Origin of the sequence: Paenibacillus sp. HWE-109 (assembly GCF_022163125.1) — a bacterium.
Classification (GTDB): Bacteria; Bacillota; Bacilli; order Paenibacillales; family NBRC-103111; genus Paenibacillus_E.
Genome location: NZ_CP091881.1, coordinates 441,844 through 456,926, shown reverse-complemented (window position 1 = coordinate 456,926; position 15,083 = coordinate 441,844). Strand labels below are relative to the sequence as shown.

Below are 15,083 nucleotides of genomic sequence, written 5' to 3'. Positions count from 1 at the left end.
TGGCAGTGACCAAGCAGTCATTTATCAGAGGCACGATGATCCTGTTGGCCGCAGGGATTTTGAACCGCATATTAGGATTCATTCCGAGAATTACTTTACCGCGTGTCATCGGTGCGGAAGGCATCGGTATTTACCATATGGGCTGGCCCTTCTTGTCTGTTATCCTAACCATCATTACGGGTGGAATCCCTATTGCGATTGCCAAATTAATCGCTGAAGCCGAAGCCGAGCAGAACGAAACAAGAATTCGCAGTATTTTGCGCATATCTCTAGCCATCACTATCGCCTTAAGCATCCTGTTTACAGTAGCTTGCGTGGTCTTCGCCTCCTGGATTACTTCTCATTTATTAACCGACTCACGGGTCTATTACACATTTCTGTGCATGAGCCCCATGATTCCGATTATTGGGGTTTCCGCGGTTTACCGCGGCTATTTCCAAGGCAGGCAGAATATGATTCCAACCGCTACTTCGCAGATTATGGAAACATTAATTCGTATCGTTATGGTGCTTGTCTGCTCGTATGTCATGATCCCTTATGGCATCGAATATGCCGCTGCCGGGGCGATGATAGGTGTGCTTGCCGGTGAAATAGGCGGTTTGGTTGTCCTGGCTATCCATTTCAGATATGACAAAAAAACATCCCCCAAAGTTCCTAACGCTCACATTGGTTCCACCAAAGGGAAAGGACGATTAGCTAACTTTCGCCGAATTATGCGAATAGCTGTCCCCATTACAGGCAGCAAATTAATCGGCGCCAGCTCTTATCTCTTCGAATCGATCTTAATCGCGCAAAGCTTGGCCATTGCAGGTATCTCCACCTCTCTCGCAACGGCGCAATACGGCGCTCTGCAAGGCATGATTATTCCCATTATTCTTTTACCAAGCGCACTCACCATGTCCTTGTCCGTATCGCTCGTTCCCTCATTAAGCGAAGCCGCTGCCCGCAAGGATATGAAAACCATTCATATGCGTCTGCATCAATCATTGAAATTAGCTCTGGTGACAGGTGCTCCCTTCACCGTTCTCATGTTTGTGCTTGCCGAACCCATTTGTACGTATATGTACAATCAACCGGATGTCGGTGTAATGCTGAAAATGATGGCTCCTATCGCCATATTCATCTATTTCCAAGCTCCCTTGCAGTCCACTTTGCAAGCTTTGAACAAGCCTGGAGCCGCTTTGGTTAATACGTTAATCGGTTCGATCGTTAAGCTTGTGCTGATCTATTGGTTAGCCAGCAAACCGGAAATGGGCATTCACGGCGCTGTCTTCGCGATTAACGTCAACATCGTATTAGTGACTCTTCTGCATTGGAACAGTGTTGTACGCTTGCTGAAATTCCGTATGGAAGGAAGCGATTTCGGCAAAATAGGAGCAGCGATGGCCCTTTCCGGGCTTTGCAGCTACTTCGTCATGTATACAGCTTGGACATCTGCCGATTGGCTCCGTTTTGTTACCTCGCTCATCATTGGGTTCCTGACCTACATGATGCTTATCACGCTTTTCCGGCTGATCAGCCTGAAGGATATCAGCCGCTTAATGAATATGGGCAAGAAAATGATTCGCTAATCGCGGGTAAGGTAGCACCATGAATGGGCTGCCTTATCTTTTGCGATCCAAAAAGATCCGTCCTCTGTGATCAATTGAGCAGTAAAACACCTCTTTGAAATCACGAACCCCTTTGACTTGAATTTGATTTTTCAACCAAAACCTCGTTTTCCCGATCTTTTCTAAATTCTGATCCTGCACCTTGCTATCCATAATAAGTGGCAGCGGAAGTCCTTCATATCGGAAAGTGCCTTTCGTCGCTTCTGCCGGTTCTGACTCTTTCACCGCTTTTTCCACGACACTCAATTTCCCCGACGGCTCGAGCACCGCAAACTCCACATCGGCGACGTTCATGATCTTATTTTGCCGCAATTGGAGCATCAAATCATCCAGATTATACCGATGTTTCTTCATCTCATCGCGATCGATCATGCCTTTGCTGATAATGACGCTTGGCTTTCCGTCGAAAAGAAGCCGCAGGGTTCTGCTTTTTAACGTTAAGTAAGCGATGAAAATTTGGATAATGACCAGTGTCCCCATCGGGATAAGGCCATCCAAGAGCGGCTTTCCTGAATCCTCTAAAACGAAAACAGCAATTTCCGCAATCATGATTGAAATCACCAAATCGAACAGTGACAGTTTACCGATTTCCCGTTTCCCCATCAGGCGAAGCATAAGAAAAACGACAAAGTAAATCAGCACAGTGCGCAAAAAAATGGTCAGAATATCCATCGTCGGCCTCCCCTGATCTAAGCTCTTGCTCGTTCTCGGAGTTCAATGGTATTCTGACCGCGGATGTACTTCATCATGCAGAATTTACGTATTCAATTGTTGGCAATTACAGCAGAAACAAGTTGAAATAAATCGTCGCGATGATGCATAAAAGCAGAGAAATTGGCGCTGCCACCAGAAAGTAATTGCGCTGTGTCAATCCTCCGCCTTCCTGATCTGACAATACGGCCGCATACATGCTCGTTGTAGAACTAAGCAAAGTTACCCCGCTTCCTATCGCAGTTCCTATCAGTAAAGACCACCATAGCGGCATAGCCGTGGTAAAGGAAGAATAACTGAGAATTACATTGCTCATGTCTTTGACAACTGGAATCATTGCGGCCGTATAAGGGATGTAATCCATCATGGCAGATCCGAAGGCGGTAAGCCATAAGAGAAGATTCGTTAAGAAAGGCACATTGCCTTGACTTAACTCCAAGCCTTTGACAGCGATTAAACCTGTGAAACCCGCATGAATTAGCCCACCGACCATCACAAACAATCCGAAGAAAAATAATAATTGCGAGTCCTTTAAAAGGATCCACGCTGCCAGCCAATCCTTTTGCTTCGCAAGCCCAACGATGGATTTGTAATTGAGCAAGGAGAAGAGAATGGCCCCGGTTGCTGCAATATAAGAAGCGTGCCATCCCATGAGATTCTGCAGTAAAAGCGCGACTAGCGTTAGACTGGCAACGAGACTGCCGCCTATCAAGTACGTGCGATCATCCGTTAAAGACGAAGCAGGCTGCAAGCTGAGCAGTTCCCTTTTCCCCGTCTCCGCTATGATCATCCGCCTGGCGTACACAAACCATATTACGATGTAAACGACTGCCAGCAAAATAAGGCTAAGCGGCCCAATGTTAAGCAGCATATCCGCGGCCGAAATGTCGACCGATTCGCCAATCAACCGATTCGGCAGATTGCCCATTAAGGTTGACGCTCCGCCGATATGAGCGGATAACAGGACAGAAATCAGAAAAGGAACAGGTGATACTTTCATCATCTTTGCTATTCTCATCACAATCGGGACGAGTACAGCTATTGCTACTAAGCTATCCCATAAGGCTGAGGAAATCGCGGCTAGTAGGGATAAACCAACTAAAATGGTAAAAGGCTGCAAGCGAAACTTGCGAATCATACGGCTTGCCCCATATGAAATAAGTCCTGTCTTCTGAAAAAGTCCAGCAATTATGAATAAGCTGGCGAGCAGCATAAGAACTCGCCAATTCGCGTAAGTCGTAAGGGCTTTGCCTATAGGCACAATACCCAAAACAATCATCAGCACGGCTCCGCCTAACGCTGTATACATGCGATCCCATCGCTCAATCAAGATGAAGATATACGCCGCTGCAAAGATAACTACAGCCGCGATGGCCTGCCACAGAACAGGACCTTGCGAAAATTCCGTCATATTTATTCACTTCCCCCTTAAACAGTCTGTACTAATTCTATGTGCTTGGCCATACAATGATGTTAATGAAAAGAACGAATATAAGAAAGGACTGGTGTCTGTGAACCCTATGAAAACGGTCAGTCAGGTTCGAATAACGTCTCCTTTATTTTCCGGACTCACGTATTCATTAAGTATGATGACAATTGGAACCATAGTAACGTCCTTGTTTCTGCTATTAACCAGCACACAAGAAAGCTCCTTACATACGCTAACGACAATTATCCATGCGGCGTCATTATTTATTGGAGGCTGGGTTTCAGGTAAAAGAGCCGGCAACCGCGGCTGGTACCACGGAGGCATCGTTGGATTTGTTTATTTCATCCTTATTTTCCTCGTGGGGTTCCTGGCTTTCGATGCAGGTCTGAACCTGCAATCCCTGCAGCTGCTTGGCATTTTGTTCGTTTCTGGCGCGCTTGGCGGCATGCTTGGCGTCAACACTAAAAAATAAGACGTTTCCGTGAAAATATCACTTTCCCCCTCAGATTGTGGTATAATATCAAAGTTATTGCCGCAATATATTTCCAATATTAGGGGGAAAACACCATGAGTCCGTTTCAGTCCATGACGCATGCAACGGTCTATATAGTTATTACCATCTTTGTCTTTCTGATTGCTGCAACACGTTCAAGCCCGTTTAATATTGCCGGCAGCTTTGTCCAAGAAGTGTTTACTTCACGTAAATATGTCCTTCATTTCGCTGCACTCATAACCATTTTATTTTTCAATAAAGTTGAGATGATCATCGAAAAAAAAATGCAATTTCGCGCTGATTTCACCAAATCGATTTATGGAATTGAAGGCAATTTCGTAGCTGCGATCCAGAACTTTTTCCATAATGATATCCTAACCTATGTCAGCAGTTATTTCTATGTCGTTGTCTTTCCGTCCGTTATGATTGCCTCTATCGCACTTTACACGTATCAGAAAAATTATAAGCTGTTTTACGCCATTTGCTATGCATTAATGTTCAATTATATGGTTGCTATTCCATTTTATCTGTTCTTCCCAGTGAACGAAGTGTGGTCCTTCCATCCTAATGTCAAATTGTTGATTCTGGATGTGTTCCCTACCTTCGAGCAAGATTATCGTCCATTATCCGGACTTGATAATTGTTTTCCAAGCTTGCACACATCGATCTCTGTCTCCATGGCTGTAATCGCGGTGAAGAGCCGCAATACATTTTGGAAAATCTTCGTGCCTATCTCTTCAGCCTTTATCATCTTCACCATCTTCTACTTGGGCATCCACTGGTTATCGGATATGTGCGCAGGTGTTGTACTCGGTGTTGTCGCTGCAAGAGTCGGGTTGCGCATCGCCGAAGGCCGACTGGTGCTTGGCGAGCAAGCACTGCTCAAGCCACTTAAGAATAATGAGCTTTAACTGCCTCTTATAAAAAAAGCCAAACAAAAAGCGAGAGCCTGATTGAAGGTTCTCGCTTTTTTATTTTATTCCTTTGCTGCCGATTTAGAAATCGCATTGACGGCGGAACGGTCAAACGTCATTTTCGTTGCATCATTGACACGAAGTACACAAATGTCATCCGTGATTTCCATGATCGTTCCGTGTAAACCACCGATCGTAACGACCTTATCCCCTTTTTTCAATCCGCTAAGCATTTGACTGCGTGTTTTCTGTCTTTTTTGTTGTGGACGAATAAGTAAGAAGTAAAGTACGACAAACATGAGCACTAAAGGTCCGTATGTATACAAATACCCAACTGCACCTGTATTGGCAGTATCTGCTGCTAGTAACATAGGTATCCTCCTTTCTTAAAATCCTCTTTCATTATCATTCAGCCCATAAGCGGCAAAGAATTCATCCCGGAAATCAAGCAAACGATCTTCCTGGATAGCTCCTCTTACATCACGCATGAGCTGTAGTAGAAAGTGAAGGTTATGAATCGTTGTTAAGCGAATACCGAACGTTTCGTCCGCTTTAATCAAGTGGCGAATATAAGCTCTACTGTAATTCTTGCAGGTATAGCAAGAACATTTGGGATCCAATGGTCCGAAGTCAGTCGCGTGCTTCGCATTGCGAATCACCAGACGTCCCTCGCTCGTCATACATGTCCCATTCCGTGCAATCCTTGTCGGCAAAACGCAATCGAACATATCGATTCCACGAATAGCGCCTTCAATTAGAGCATCGGGAGAACCTACCCCCATCAGATAACGAGGTTTGTTCGCAGGCATAAGAGGTGTTGTATAATCCAGCACATCATACATCAAGTGCTTAGGTTCGCCAACACTCAGTCCACCAATAGCATACCCCGGGAAATCCATGGAAGTCAACTGCTCCGCACTTAGCCTGCGCAGATCCTCGTGCATGCCCCCTTGGATGATGGCGAACAAGCCCTGATCCTGCGGTCGGCTGTGGCTTTGCAGGCAGCGCTCCGCCCAGCGTGTCGTGCGTTCTAGGGATTTCTTCACATAGTCATACTCAGCAGGGAAAGGCGGACACTCATCAAACGCCATCATAATATCAGAACCCAAGGCATTCTGAATCTCCATCGCCACTTCTGGAGAAAGGAACAATTTATCTCCGTTCAAATGCGACTTGAACTGAACGCCTTCTTCTGTAATTTTACGCATATTACTCAAACTAAATACTTGGAAACCGCCACTATCGGTCAAAATCGGTCGATCCCAATTCATGAATTTATGCAAACCGCCCGCAGCTTTCACGATATCATGTCCAGGACGAATAAATAAATGATACGTATTGCTCAAAATAATTTGAGCGTCCATCGTCTTTAATTCCTCAGGACTCATCGTCTTAACGGTCGCTTGCGTGCCAACCGGCATGAAAGCAGGAGTCTCAATGACGCCATGAGGCGTGTGAACTTTTCCTAGTCGCGCTCCCGATTGCTTGCAAGTTTTAATTGCTTCATACGTAACTGCTGCTGCCAATACATCCACTTCCTATTCTGAGCTTCATCTTTGTTTGAATCTTAATAGATCAACATGGCATCGCCAAAACTGAAAAAGCGATATTGTTCCCGAACAGCTTCCTCATAGGCTTGTAATACGTTTTCTTTCCCAGCTAGAGCACTAATCAGCATTAGCAGCGTTGACTTGGGCAGATGGAAATTCGTCAACAAGGCATCTACGACGCCAAACTCGTATCCGGGATAAATAAAAATACTCGTCCAGCCCTGAGAAGGCTCAATATATACAGGCTCATTGCCGCTCGTTCCCGCCTGCTCACGACTGATTCCTGCTGCTGTCTCCAGGGTGCGTGCCGATGTTGTCCCTACGGCGATAACGCGTTTGCCCGTTGACTTCGTCTCATTGATGAGAGCCGCTGTCTCGGGAGACAGCACATAATATTCCGCGTGCATCTGATGTTCTTCAATCGTATCCACGGAAACAGGACGGAATGTTCCTAGCCCCACATGCAGCGTAACAAAAGCAATACGAACCCCTTTTGCTTGAAGCTTATCCAGATAGGCTTCCGTAAAATGGAGTCCTGCCGTTGGAGCAGCCGCTGAGCCTTCATGCTTCGCATAAACGGTTTGATAACGTTCCCGTTCTGATAGCTGCTCCTTGATATAAGGAGGCAGCGGCATTTCACCCAACTGATCGAGGATTTCATTGAAAATGCCCGTATAGCTGAATTTCAGCACACGGCCTCCCATGTCGCTCGATTCCACCACTTCTGCGGTCAACAGCGGTTCATCGGGATTTGCCGGATTTGTGCCAAAGACAGCCACGGCCCCAAGCTTCATCCGTTTGCCCGGTTTAACCAGAGCTTCCCATCGATCGTCGCCAAGCGGCTTCAGAAGAAGCAGTTCCACCTTGGCCCCCGTGTCTTTCTTCGCACCAAAAAGCCGGGCTGGTATGACCCGTGTATCGTTCATCACGAGCAAATCGCCGGCTTCTACATAATCAATCAATTGCTCAAATGTTTGGTGGTTGATGTCGCCTGTTCGTTTGTTCAGCGCAAGCAGCCTAGACGCCGTGCGGTTCAGCAGCGGCGTCTGGGCAATTAAATTTTCGGGTAAATCAAAATCAAAAGATTGTACATCCATGAAGTAGTTTCATTCCTTAGTTATGTTAATTCCAGCATAATAAGACTGGAGTATTTTCTTATAGTCATAGCCGATTTCGGCATAGCCTCTTGCGCCCCATTGCGACATGCCCATGCCGTGGCCATAGCCTGTCCCGCGAAAGACAAACTGCTGCCCTTGTCCAATCGGCACCACGCCGCTTGGATTGCTGCCTGTGGTTGCGGCCGGTTTGGATACTCCGGATGTGCTGATGGCCGTCAAATCTGTTTTCTTTAAGGTCACAGGTTGGGACTGCCCACCCGATAGGACGTAGATTGTATCAGCACTTGCGCTGCTTGTCTCCGTCGTGGTTGCTCCCGCGATCGCCAGACCTGGCGAATTTGGCGTATTACCAGTATAACTGCCAGCAGGTTCAATTTCAAACAGGGTACTCGGCAGCCCTCCAAGCACAGTTCTTAAAGCATCCGGATAAGGCACCTTCACGACAACTCCGTTGGCTTTCATCTCCGTCACGCGACCCGACGGACCACGTTTGGATATTTCCAGCGTTTTCAAATCTCCACTAACCGTAATGCCTGCAGCCGTTAGTTTGCTTTTCATGTCACTGGCGGTAAAAGGACCACGAATCCAGGAATAAGCGTTTGATTCCTTTTCCTGACCAATGACAAGCACCTTTTCTTTGTTTGCGAGCTGTGCAACGGAAGGATTGGCCGTATTATCCACATAAGGGGCCAAACGTACATTTACACCTTGCTCCGTTGCCTCATAGTAAGCTTTGCCATCCTTAGCTTTCTGACCGCTGTCTTTGAGATACATAGAATGAACGTAACCTGCCCGTCCATCTGCTAATTGAATCCTGTACCAGACAGCTTTCCCCTTCTCTGCGCCCTGATCGGGGCTCGTGACGCTGCGCAAATAAGCAACCGGATTTCCCCATACCTCCGAAGGATCAGCCGTCACGCCACCGGAATTAGAAGAAAACACAGGGGATATAAGACCATTTTTATCGGATATCACTTCATCCTTCGTTGCATCTACCGCTTGGTTGCCTGCCGGGAATTCCTTCAGAATCCCATAATAAGCCTGATCCAACGTCGTATCTGTCACTTGCGCGATCTCATATTTATTCACTTGATTGATCGCAAAAGTCCTTGCAGCAACCGCTTGCGCCTTGAGTGCCTCAACAGGCCAGCCTGCGCTTAGCTCTGATCCTAGCACTCCATACAAATAGGACTCCATGGCGACTTCATTCACTAGTGCTAATTTGTCATGGTACGTGCTAATTTCCATATCCCCACGATATTTGCGATCTCCCCGTTCCTTGATCGTTATTCCTTCGCTTTTGGGATGAAGCAGCGTCTTTTGGTCACTTGCAGCTGAAGCATAGTGCGGCACAGAGGTCGCGCCATTGACAGAAGTCGTAGCTTCCGATTTGCGAATGAGATACGCGCTCTTCGGATTTACCGCTTGCAAAATGACATTTGGCACTGCCTTTAATACAGCCTGTTTGACTGTTTCTAACTGGGCCGCTGTTGCTTCGCTCCCAACAAAAACACTATAAGCCAACTGCCCCGATGCATCCTCCTGAAGTGCAAGATCCGCTTGAATTCCCGCTTGGGCAAACAAGTTTAATTGCTGCTGAGCCGCTGCTTCTGAAGCATAACTCCCCGCATTCCAATGCAGAGGCCCCGTTACTGCGGGAGCTGTTGATTTCGTTAAGGCCGCAACCGTTGCATCTTTCAGCGCTTGCGCTGCCGTTCCTTCGGCTGCTTCTTTGGTGGGATAGCTCCCGTAATACACTTGATAAACGGTTTTCCCTTGTTTCACTCGACTTATTATGTATCCGTCCGCGGGCAGAGTAGCAAGTTTTCCATATAGCGCCTTGGCTGCAGAAAAGTCCGTCGTTTCCAGCATCAGAGCACTATACTGATCCAGAGACATGCGGATGGAAGCATCCGCAATCGAGATCCATGGCTTAACAGCCGCACTCGCTGCGGAACGAACGCCAATATCCAGCCCTCCGGCTACAGATAGCGTAACAACAGGCTCTATTAATTTATACTTCGCTGAATCTATGAACAGAGCAACACGAATTTGATCTAGATGCTTAATTTCCGCTGCATTCGCGGTGGACTCCTCCAAAGGGTATGTTCCCAAAGTCAAAGCGGCTGTTGTAATCACAATCAACATCTTAGGGGCAAGCAGCTTTTTTCTCCAATTCATTCGACAATAGTTCCTTTCTTTCGATGCATTCTACTAGGTTAGACTCTAGGAATCGGAAGAAGTTTTGTTTAGTCGTGTCGATATTGGCAAAAAGTCGGGTTTTCAGTCGCGGTGAGGAGTGAGGATAAAGAAACGATAAGAGTGGAAAAGAGACGTTAAGGACTTCTATACAGCTCAAAATTCGTTTAACCGTGCGGGTAAAAGACGTTCGGGACTCTTATTCGTCTGAAATGCTGCCTCTTCTCCAGTTTTGCTGCCGATAGAAGTCTCCAAAGACTTCTATCCTGCTCAAACAGTCGATTTTCGGGTGGATAGGAGTCGTTAGGGACTCTAAAGACTTAGCCTGCGATTAGGTCATCCAGCCTCTGGACCTTGAGGCAAACCCAGGCTTCCTAACGAATTCAATACCCTTTATTCGGCCAAAATCGCTCATTCTGAAATTCTAATGAATCCCAGACCCTCTATTACAACCAAATGATCACCTTTCCGCCTACAATTTGCTCGATAACGCCACTCCAGTTCATTAAATCGCCAAAGTAGCCATTTTCCGGTCTATAAGCATCCGGCAGTTCATTAGATTCTCTTTGGGACCGAAAAGCCCTAAAGCGAAGAAGTCTGTTTTGGACGTCAGTAAGAAAAACCTGGCCGGCGATCAGGTCAGCCAGCATCTGGACCTTGAGGCAAACCCAGGCCCCCTAACGTACCCAATACCCTTTATTCGGCCAAAATCGCTCATTCTGAAATTCTAATGAATCCCAGACGCTCTATTACAACCAAATGATTACCTTTCGGCCTACAATTTGCTCGATAGCGCCAATCCAGTTCATTACATCGCCAAAGTAGCCATTTTCCGGTCTATAAGCATCCTGCAGTTCATTAGATTCTCTTTGGGACCGAAAATCCCTAAAGTGAAGAAGTCTGTTTTGGACGTCAGTAAGAAAAACCTGGCCGGCGATCAGGTCATCCAGCCTCTGGACCTTGAGGCAAACCCAGGCTTCCTAACGAATTCAATACCCTTTATTCGGCCAAAATCGCTCATTCTGAAATTCTAATGAATCCCAGACCCTCTATTACAACCAAATGATCACCTTTCCGCCTACAATTTGCTCGATAACGCCACTCCAGTTCATTAAATCGCCAAAGTAGCCATTTTCCGGTCTATAAGCATCCTACAGTTCATTAGATTCTCTTTGGGACCGAAAAGCTATAAAGCGAAGAAGTCTGCGGTGGACGTCAGTAAGAAAAACCTGGCCTGCGATCAGGTCACCCAATCACTGGACCTTGAGGCAAACCCAGGCCCCCTAATGAACCCAATACCCTTTATTCGGCCAAAATCGCTCATTCTGAAATTCTAATGAATCCCAGACGCTCTATTACAACCAAATGATTACCTTTCGGCCTACAATTTGCTCGATAGCGCCAATCCAGTTCATTACATCGCCAAAGTAGCCATTTTCCGGTCTATAAGCATCCTGCAGTTCATTAGATTCTCTTTGGGACCGAAAAGCCCTAAAGCGAAGAAGTCTGCTTTGGACGTCAGTAAGAAAAACCTGGCCGGCGATCAGGTCAGCCAGCCTCTGGACCTTGAGGCAAACCCAGGCTTCCTAACGAACTCAATACCCTTTATTCGGCCAAAATCGCTCATTCTGAAATTCTAATGAATCCCAGACCCTCTATTACAACCAAATGATCACCTTTCCGCCTACAATTTGCTCGATAACGCCACTCCAGTTCATTAAATCGCCAAAGTAGCCATTTTCCGGTCTATAAGCATCCTGCAGTTCATTAGATTCTCTTTGGGACCGAAAAGCTATAAAGCGAAGAAGTCTGCGGTGGACGTCAGTAAATAAGGCGAAAGCATCGCTCACCCAAACCCAAAAAAATCTTTCGCCCCACCTTCCGGCACGGGCAAAAGATCTATTTCTGTTCCGGTACCGGCAGGCCCAGATGGTGATAAGCCGCAGGCGTGACGGTTCGGCCTCGCGGTGTTCGCTGCAAAAAACCAATTTGCAGCAAGTAGGGCTCATACACATCTTCGATCGTCTGGCTCTCCTCGCCGATCGTCGCTGCAATGGTCTCCAGTCCGACAGGGCCGCCCTGGAAGCTCTGAATGATCGCTCGCAGCATTTTGTGGTCAATCTCATCCAAACCTAAGTCATCGACCTGAATGAGCTTCAGCGCCTCTCTGGAGATGTCTAGCGTGATGATGCCATCGCCTTTGACCTGAGCGAAGTCACGCACCCGCTTCAGCAAGCGGTTGGCAATCCGCGGCGTTCCGCGGGAACGCATGCCAATCTCGCGCGCAGCTTCGCCGACAATGCCGACCTGCAGGATGTCGGCTGTCCGGCTGACGATGTAGGTGAGCTCTTCCACCGTGTAAAACTCCAGCCGGCTGACGACTCCGAAGCGGTCGCGCAGCGGCGCAGACAGCAGGCCGACACGCGTCGTTGCGCCGATCAGCGTAAACGCCGGCAAGTCCAGACGCACCGAGCGCGCGCTCGGCCCCTTGCCGATGATAATGTCAAGGGCAAAGTCCTCCATCGCCGGATACAGCACCTCTTCCACCGTCCGGTGGAGGCGGTGAATCTCGTCGATGAAGAGCACGTCCCCCTCCTGTAAATTCGTCAGGATGGCAGCAAGATCCCCCGGCCGCTCAATAGCGGGACCGGAGGTTGTTCGTATGCTTACGCCAAGCTCGTTGGCGATAATGTTTGACAATGTCGTTTTACCTAAGCCTGGAGGGCCGTAAAGGAGCACATGATCCAGTGCTTCTTTACGCATCTTCGCGGCTTCGATATAAATTTTGAGGTTCTCCTTCGCCTGCTTCTGGCCGATATATTCGGCCAAATAACGAGGACGCAGGCTATATTCAATGACATTGTCCTCCATCATCAAATTAGCCGATATAATCCGGTCATTATCCATGGTGATCCTCCTAAGAGCTTTCCGAGGAAAGCTGACTTCATTTGCTTCTGATGCATCGTTTGCATTCACTTTCCCTCAACCCAAGCCTCTACTGCATCGTATACAAAGCCTGCAAAGCAAGCTTCACCAACACATCCACCGAATCCCCCGGAGTCGTTTTGGGCTTCACTTGCAGCCAAGCTCGGTCTGCTTCTGCTTCCGTATAACCCAGCGTCATCAGCGCTTCCTTCGCTTCGCTCCAGACATGGCCGCCTTCTGTCAATTGCGCAGAACCTACTACACTCAGAGCAACAGCCGCTTCCGGACTCGAGAAACTCACAGAACCTAATTTGTCCTTGAGATCCAGAATAATCCGTTGCGCCGTCTTCTTGCCAATGCCTGGAAGTTTCGTCAAGAAAGCTAAATTCTCCTGGCTAATTGCCAAAATAACAGCCTCCGGCCGCCCGCCAGCTGCGAGAATACCCAGTGCAACCTTTGGTCCTATGCCTGTGACATCCAGCAGCAAGCGAAACAAGGATTGCTCATCCCGTGAAATAAAACCAAATAACAAGTGGGCATCTTCACGCACATGATAATGTATGAACATCGTCACATCCTCATCTTCCTTGTGAGGCAAGGCATAAGGATTGGGACAAAATACACGGTATCCTACGCCGTTAACGTCCAGTACCGCATAATCGCTCTCGCGAAATGCAACTTTCCCTCTTAAGAAATCTATCATCTTTTCCTAACCTCATTTATCCTAGATTGCAAAGCTGATGAATGTGCATGACAAATAGCAATCGCAAGGGCATCGGCCACATCATCTGGTTTAGGTATCTGCGAAAGTTTAAGTAAAATTTTGACCATTTCCTGCACTTGGCGCTTCTCCGCATTGCCATAGCCAACAACGGATTGCTTTACTTGCAGAGGGGTATATTCAGCTACGGGCAGCCCGGCTTGAACACCTGCAAGAATCATGACACCTCGCGCTTGCCCTACCGTAAATGCCGTTGTTACATTCCTATTAAAAAATAATTTCTCAATCGACATCGCGTCGGGTTTATATTTCTCTATTAATTGCACCGTAGCATCATAGACATCCTTGAGCCTGATGCCCGGGTCCGTGTGTGCCTCGGTTTGAATGGAGCCATACTGCACAGGAACGAGCTTGCTGCCAATCTTATCAATAAAGCCAAAACCTACAATCGCGATCCCCGGATCAATCCCCAGAATACGCACAGCATTTCTCTCCCATCTTAAAAAAGCGAACATATGTAGTCATTTCTCATTATAGCAGATAACAAAAAAAAGAGATAGACTCGGGAATCCCCTTATCCATCTCTTCTTTTCACCTAATTTTAAGGCCTTGTCATCGCCCGTTCTGTCTCCTCGACGGCATAATCGCTGAATGTAGATAATACGCTATTATACTCCTCTATATCCGATACACGTATTCCCTCGTGCAACTGCTGAACCGTATCGCGAGGTAAACTGCTTTCCAAATACTGAATATTCAACTGGAAAAATGTCCGAATCACATTGTCCTTGGTCGGCGTCCCGTTAAAAAGCGAGAGGTTGCTGCTGCCATCGATCCCGAATACCGCTTTCTCTTTGCAGGCAGGTGATAAATCCTCGATATTTTCGGTGAATGTCACCTCACCGCCAGCGTTTAGGCTGAACACCCACTCAGGATGTTTGAGCTGCATTGCCAGCAGTTGTTCTGAGGTTTGAAGTCCTAGTTGACTTTTTTCTTCGCCACAGACATAAGATTTCAGCAAATAACTTTCTCTGCTATCGGTTATTCGTTTCAGGGTTTCCATCGTTTCTTTTAACCGTTCATTGTCTACTGGCGTTAATTGCGCCATAGCCGACCTAACGTCTGCGCCTGAGCGTCCTGCATTTAAACCCGTATTAGAAGCATACAATTGCCAACCCGCAATTCCGGCAAGAAAGAACATCCCTAACGTCAACAAACTGCGTTTTCGCCGCAGCTTTCTTTTCCAATGCTTCAAAAAGCGTTGTACATTCACTGATATCCCCTTCTATCTCTTTTCTCCGTATTGTTTCCATTTGCATCAAACACTATACATCATTTACCATAGAGGAAGAAGCATGAAAACAATCAAGACGGACGGTGAGCCCTATCATGAAAGGTAAAAAACGGATCAAA

13 protein-coding genes are annotated in these 15,083 nt (G+C 47.1%); 3 read left to right on the top strand and 10 right to left on the bottom strand.

The genetic code is table 11. The annotated features are described in order from the left end of the window. Positions 1-5: 5 nt before the first annotated feature. Positions 6-1,571 (top strand): stage V sporulation protein B, encoded by a 1,566-nt coding sequence (gene spoVB / locus LOZ80_RS02055; protein ID WP_238169867.1) that lies wholly within the window; start codon positions 6-8, stop codon positions 1,569-1,571. 33 nt (positions 1,572-1,604) lie between these two features. On the opposite strand, the gene LOZ80_RS02050 is transcribed toward spoVB, so the two are convergent. Next, entirely contained in the window at positions 1,605-2,282 is a 678-nt protein-coding gene (locus tag LOZ80_RS02050) for a DUF421 domain-containing protein (RefSeq protein ID WP_238169866.1), read from the bottom strand. Positions 2,283-2,388: 106 nt separating this feature from the next. Continuing rightward, the gene (locus tag LOZ80_RS02045) at positions 2,389-3,732 is read right to left on the bottom strand and encodes an ArsB/NhaD family transporter (RefSeq protein ID WP_238169865.1); all 1,344 of its coding nucleotides are present in this window, start codon (positions 3,730-3,732) and stop codon (positions 2,389-2,391) included. Positions 3,733-3,841: 109 nt separating this feature from the next. On the opposite strand from LOZ80_RS02045, the gene LOZ80_RS02040 reads away from it, so the two are divergent. Continuing rightward, the gene (locus LOZ80_RS02040; RefSeq protein WP_238169864.1) at positions 3,842-4,222 is read left to right on the top strand and encodes a TIGR04086 family membrane protein; all 381 of its coding nucleotides are present in this window, start codon (positions 3,842-3,844) and stop codon (positions 4,220-4,222) included. A gap of 95 nt (positions 4,223-4,317) precedes the next feature. Further along, on the top strand, positions 4,318-5,154 hold the full coding sequence (locus LOZ80_RS02035) for a phosphatase PAP2 family protein (RefSeq protein ID WP_238169863.1): 837 nt from the start codon (positions 4,318-4,320) through the stop codon (positions 5,152-5,154). 65 nt (positions 5,155-5,219) lie between these two features. Here the strand turns inward: LOZ80_RS02035 and yajC are convergent, their stop codons facing one another. The 8 genes from yajC to LOZ80_RS01995 form a co-directional block, all read right to left on the bottom strand. Next, positions 5,220-5,528, bottom strand: coding sequence for a preprotein translocase subunit YajC (gene yajC / locus LOZ80_RS02030; RefSeq protein ID WP_238169862.1), 309 nt, complete (start codon positions 5,526-5,528; stop codon positions 5,220-5,222). A 15-nt stretch (positions 5,529-5,543) separates the two neighbouring features. Beyond that, the gene (tgt, locus tag LOZ80_RS02025) at positions 5,544-6,683 is read right to left on the bottom strand and encodes a tRNA guanosine(34) transglycosylase Tgt (protein WP_238169861.1); all 1,140 of its coding nucleotides are present in this window, start codon (positions 6,681-6,683) and stop codon (positions 5,544-5,546) included. Positions 6,684-6,724: 41 nt separating this feature from the next. After that, the gene (gene queA, locus LOZ80_RS02020; RefSeq protein WP_238169860.1) at positions 6,725-7,804 is read right to left on the bottom strand and encodes a tRNA preQ1(34) S-adenosylmethionine ribosyltransferase-isomerase QueA; all 1,080 of its coding nucleotides are present in this window, start codon (positions 7,802-7,804) and stop codon (positions 6,725-6,727) included. A 9-nt stretch (positions 7,805-7,813) separates the two neighbouring features. After that, positions 7,814-10,006 (bottom strand): SpoIID/LytB domain-containing protein, encoded by a 2,193-nt coding sequence (locus LOZ80_RS02015; RefSeq protein ID WP_238169859.1) that lies wholly within the window; start codon positions 10,004-10,006, stop codon positions 7,814-7,816. Between the two features lie 1,917 nt (positions 10,007-11,923). After that, the gene (gene ruvB / locus LOZ80_RS02010) at positions 11,924-12,931 is read right to left on the bottom strand and encodes a Holliday junction branch migration DNA helicase RuvB (RefSeq protein WP_189013394.1); all 1,008 of its coding nucleotides are present in this window, start codon (positions 12,929-12,931) and stop codon (positions 11,924-11,926) included. An 88-nt stretch (positions 12,932-13,019) separates the two neighbouring features. Further along, complete coding sequence (gene ruvA / locus LOZ80_RS02005) at positions 13,020-13,652, bottom strand: Holliday junction branch migration protein RuvA (RefSeq protein WP_238169858.1); 633 nt, start codon at positions 13,650-13,652, stop codon at positions 13,020-13,022. After that, the gene (gene ruvC / locus LOZ80_RS02000; RefSeq protein WP_189013398.1) at positions 13,649-14,152 is read right to left on the bottom strand and encodes a crossover junction endodeoxyribonuclease RuvC; all 504 of its coding nucleotides are present in this window, start codon (positions 14,150-14,152) and stop codon (positions 13,649-13,651) included. Before ruvC ends, ruvA begins: the two co-directional genes overlap by 4 nt. 119 nt (positions 14,153-14,271) lie before the next feature. Further along, positions 14,272-14,943 (bottom strand): BofC C-terminal domain-containing protein, encoded by a 672-nt coding sequence (locus LOZ80_RS01995; protein ID WP_238169857.1) that lies wholly within the window; start codon positions 14,941-14,943, stop codon positions 14,272-14,274. Positions 14,944-15,083: the final 140 nt, after the last annotated feature.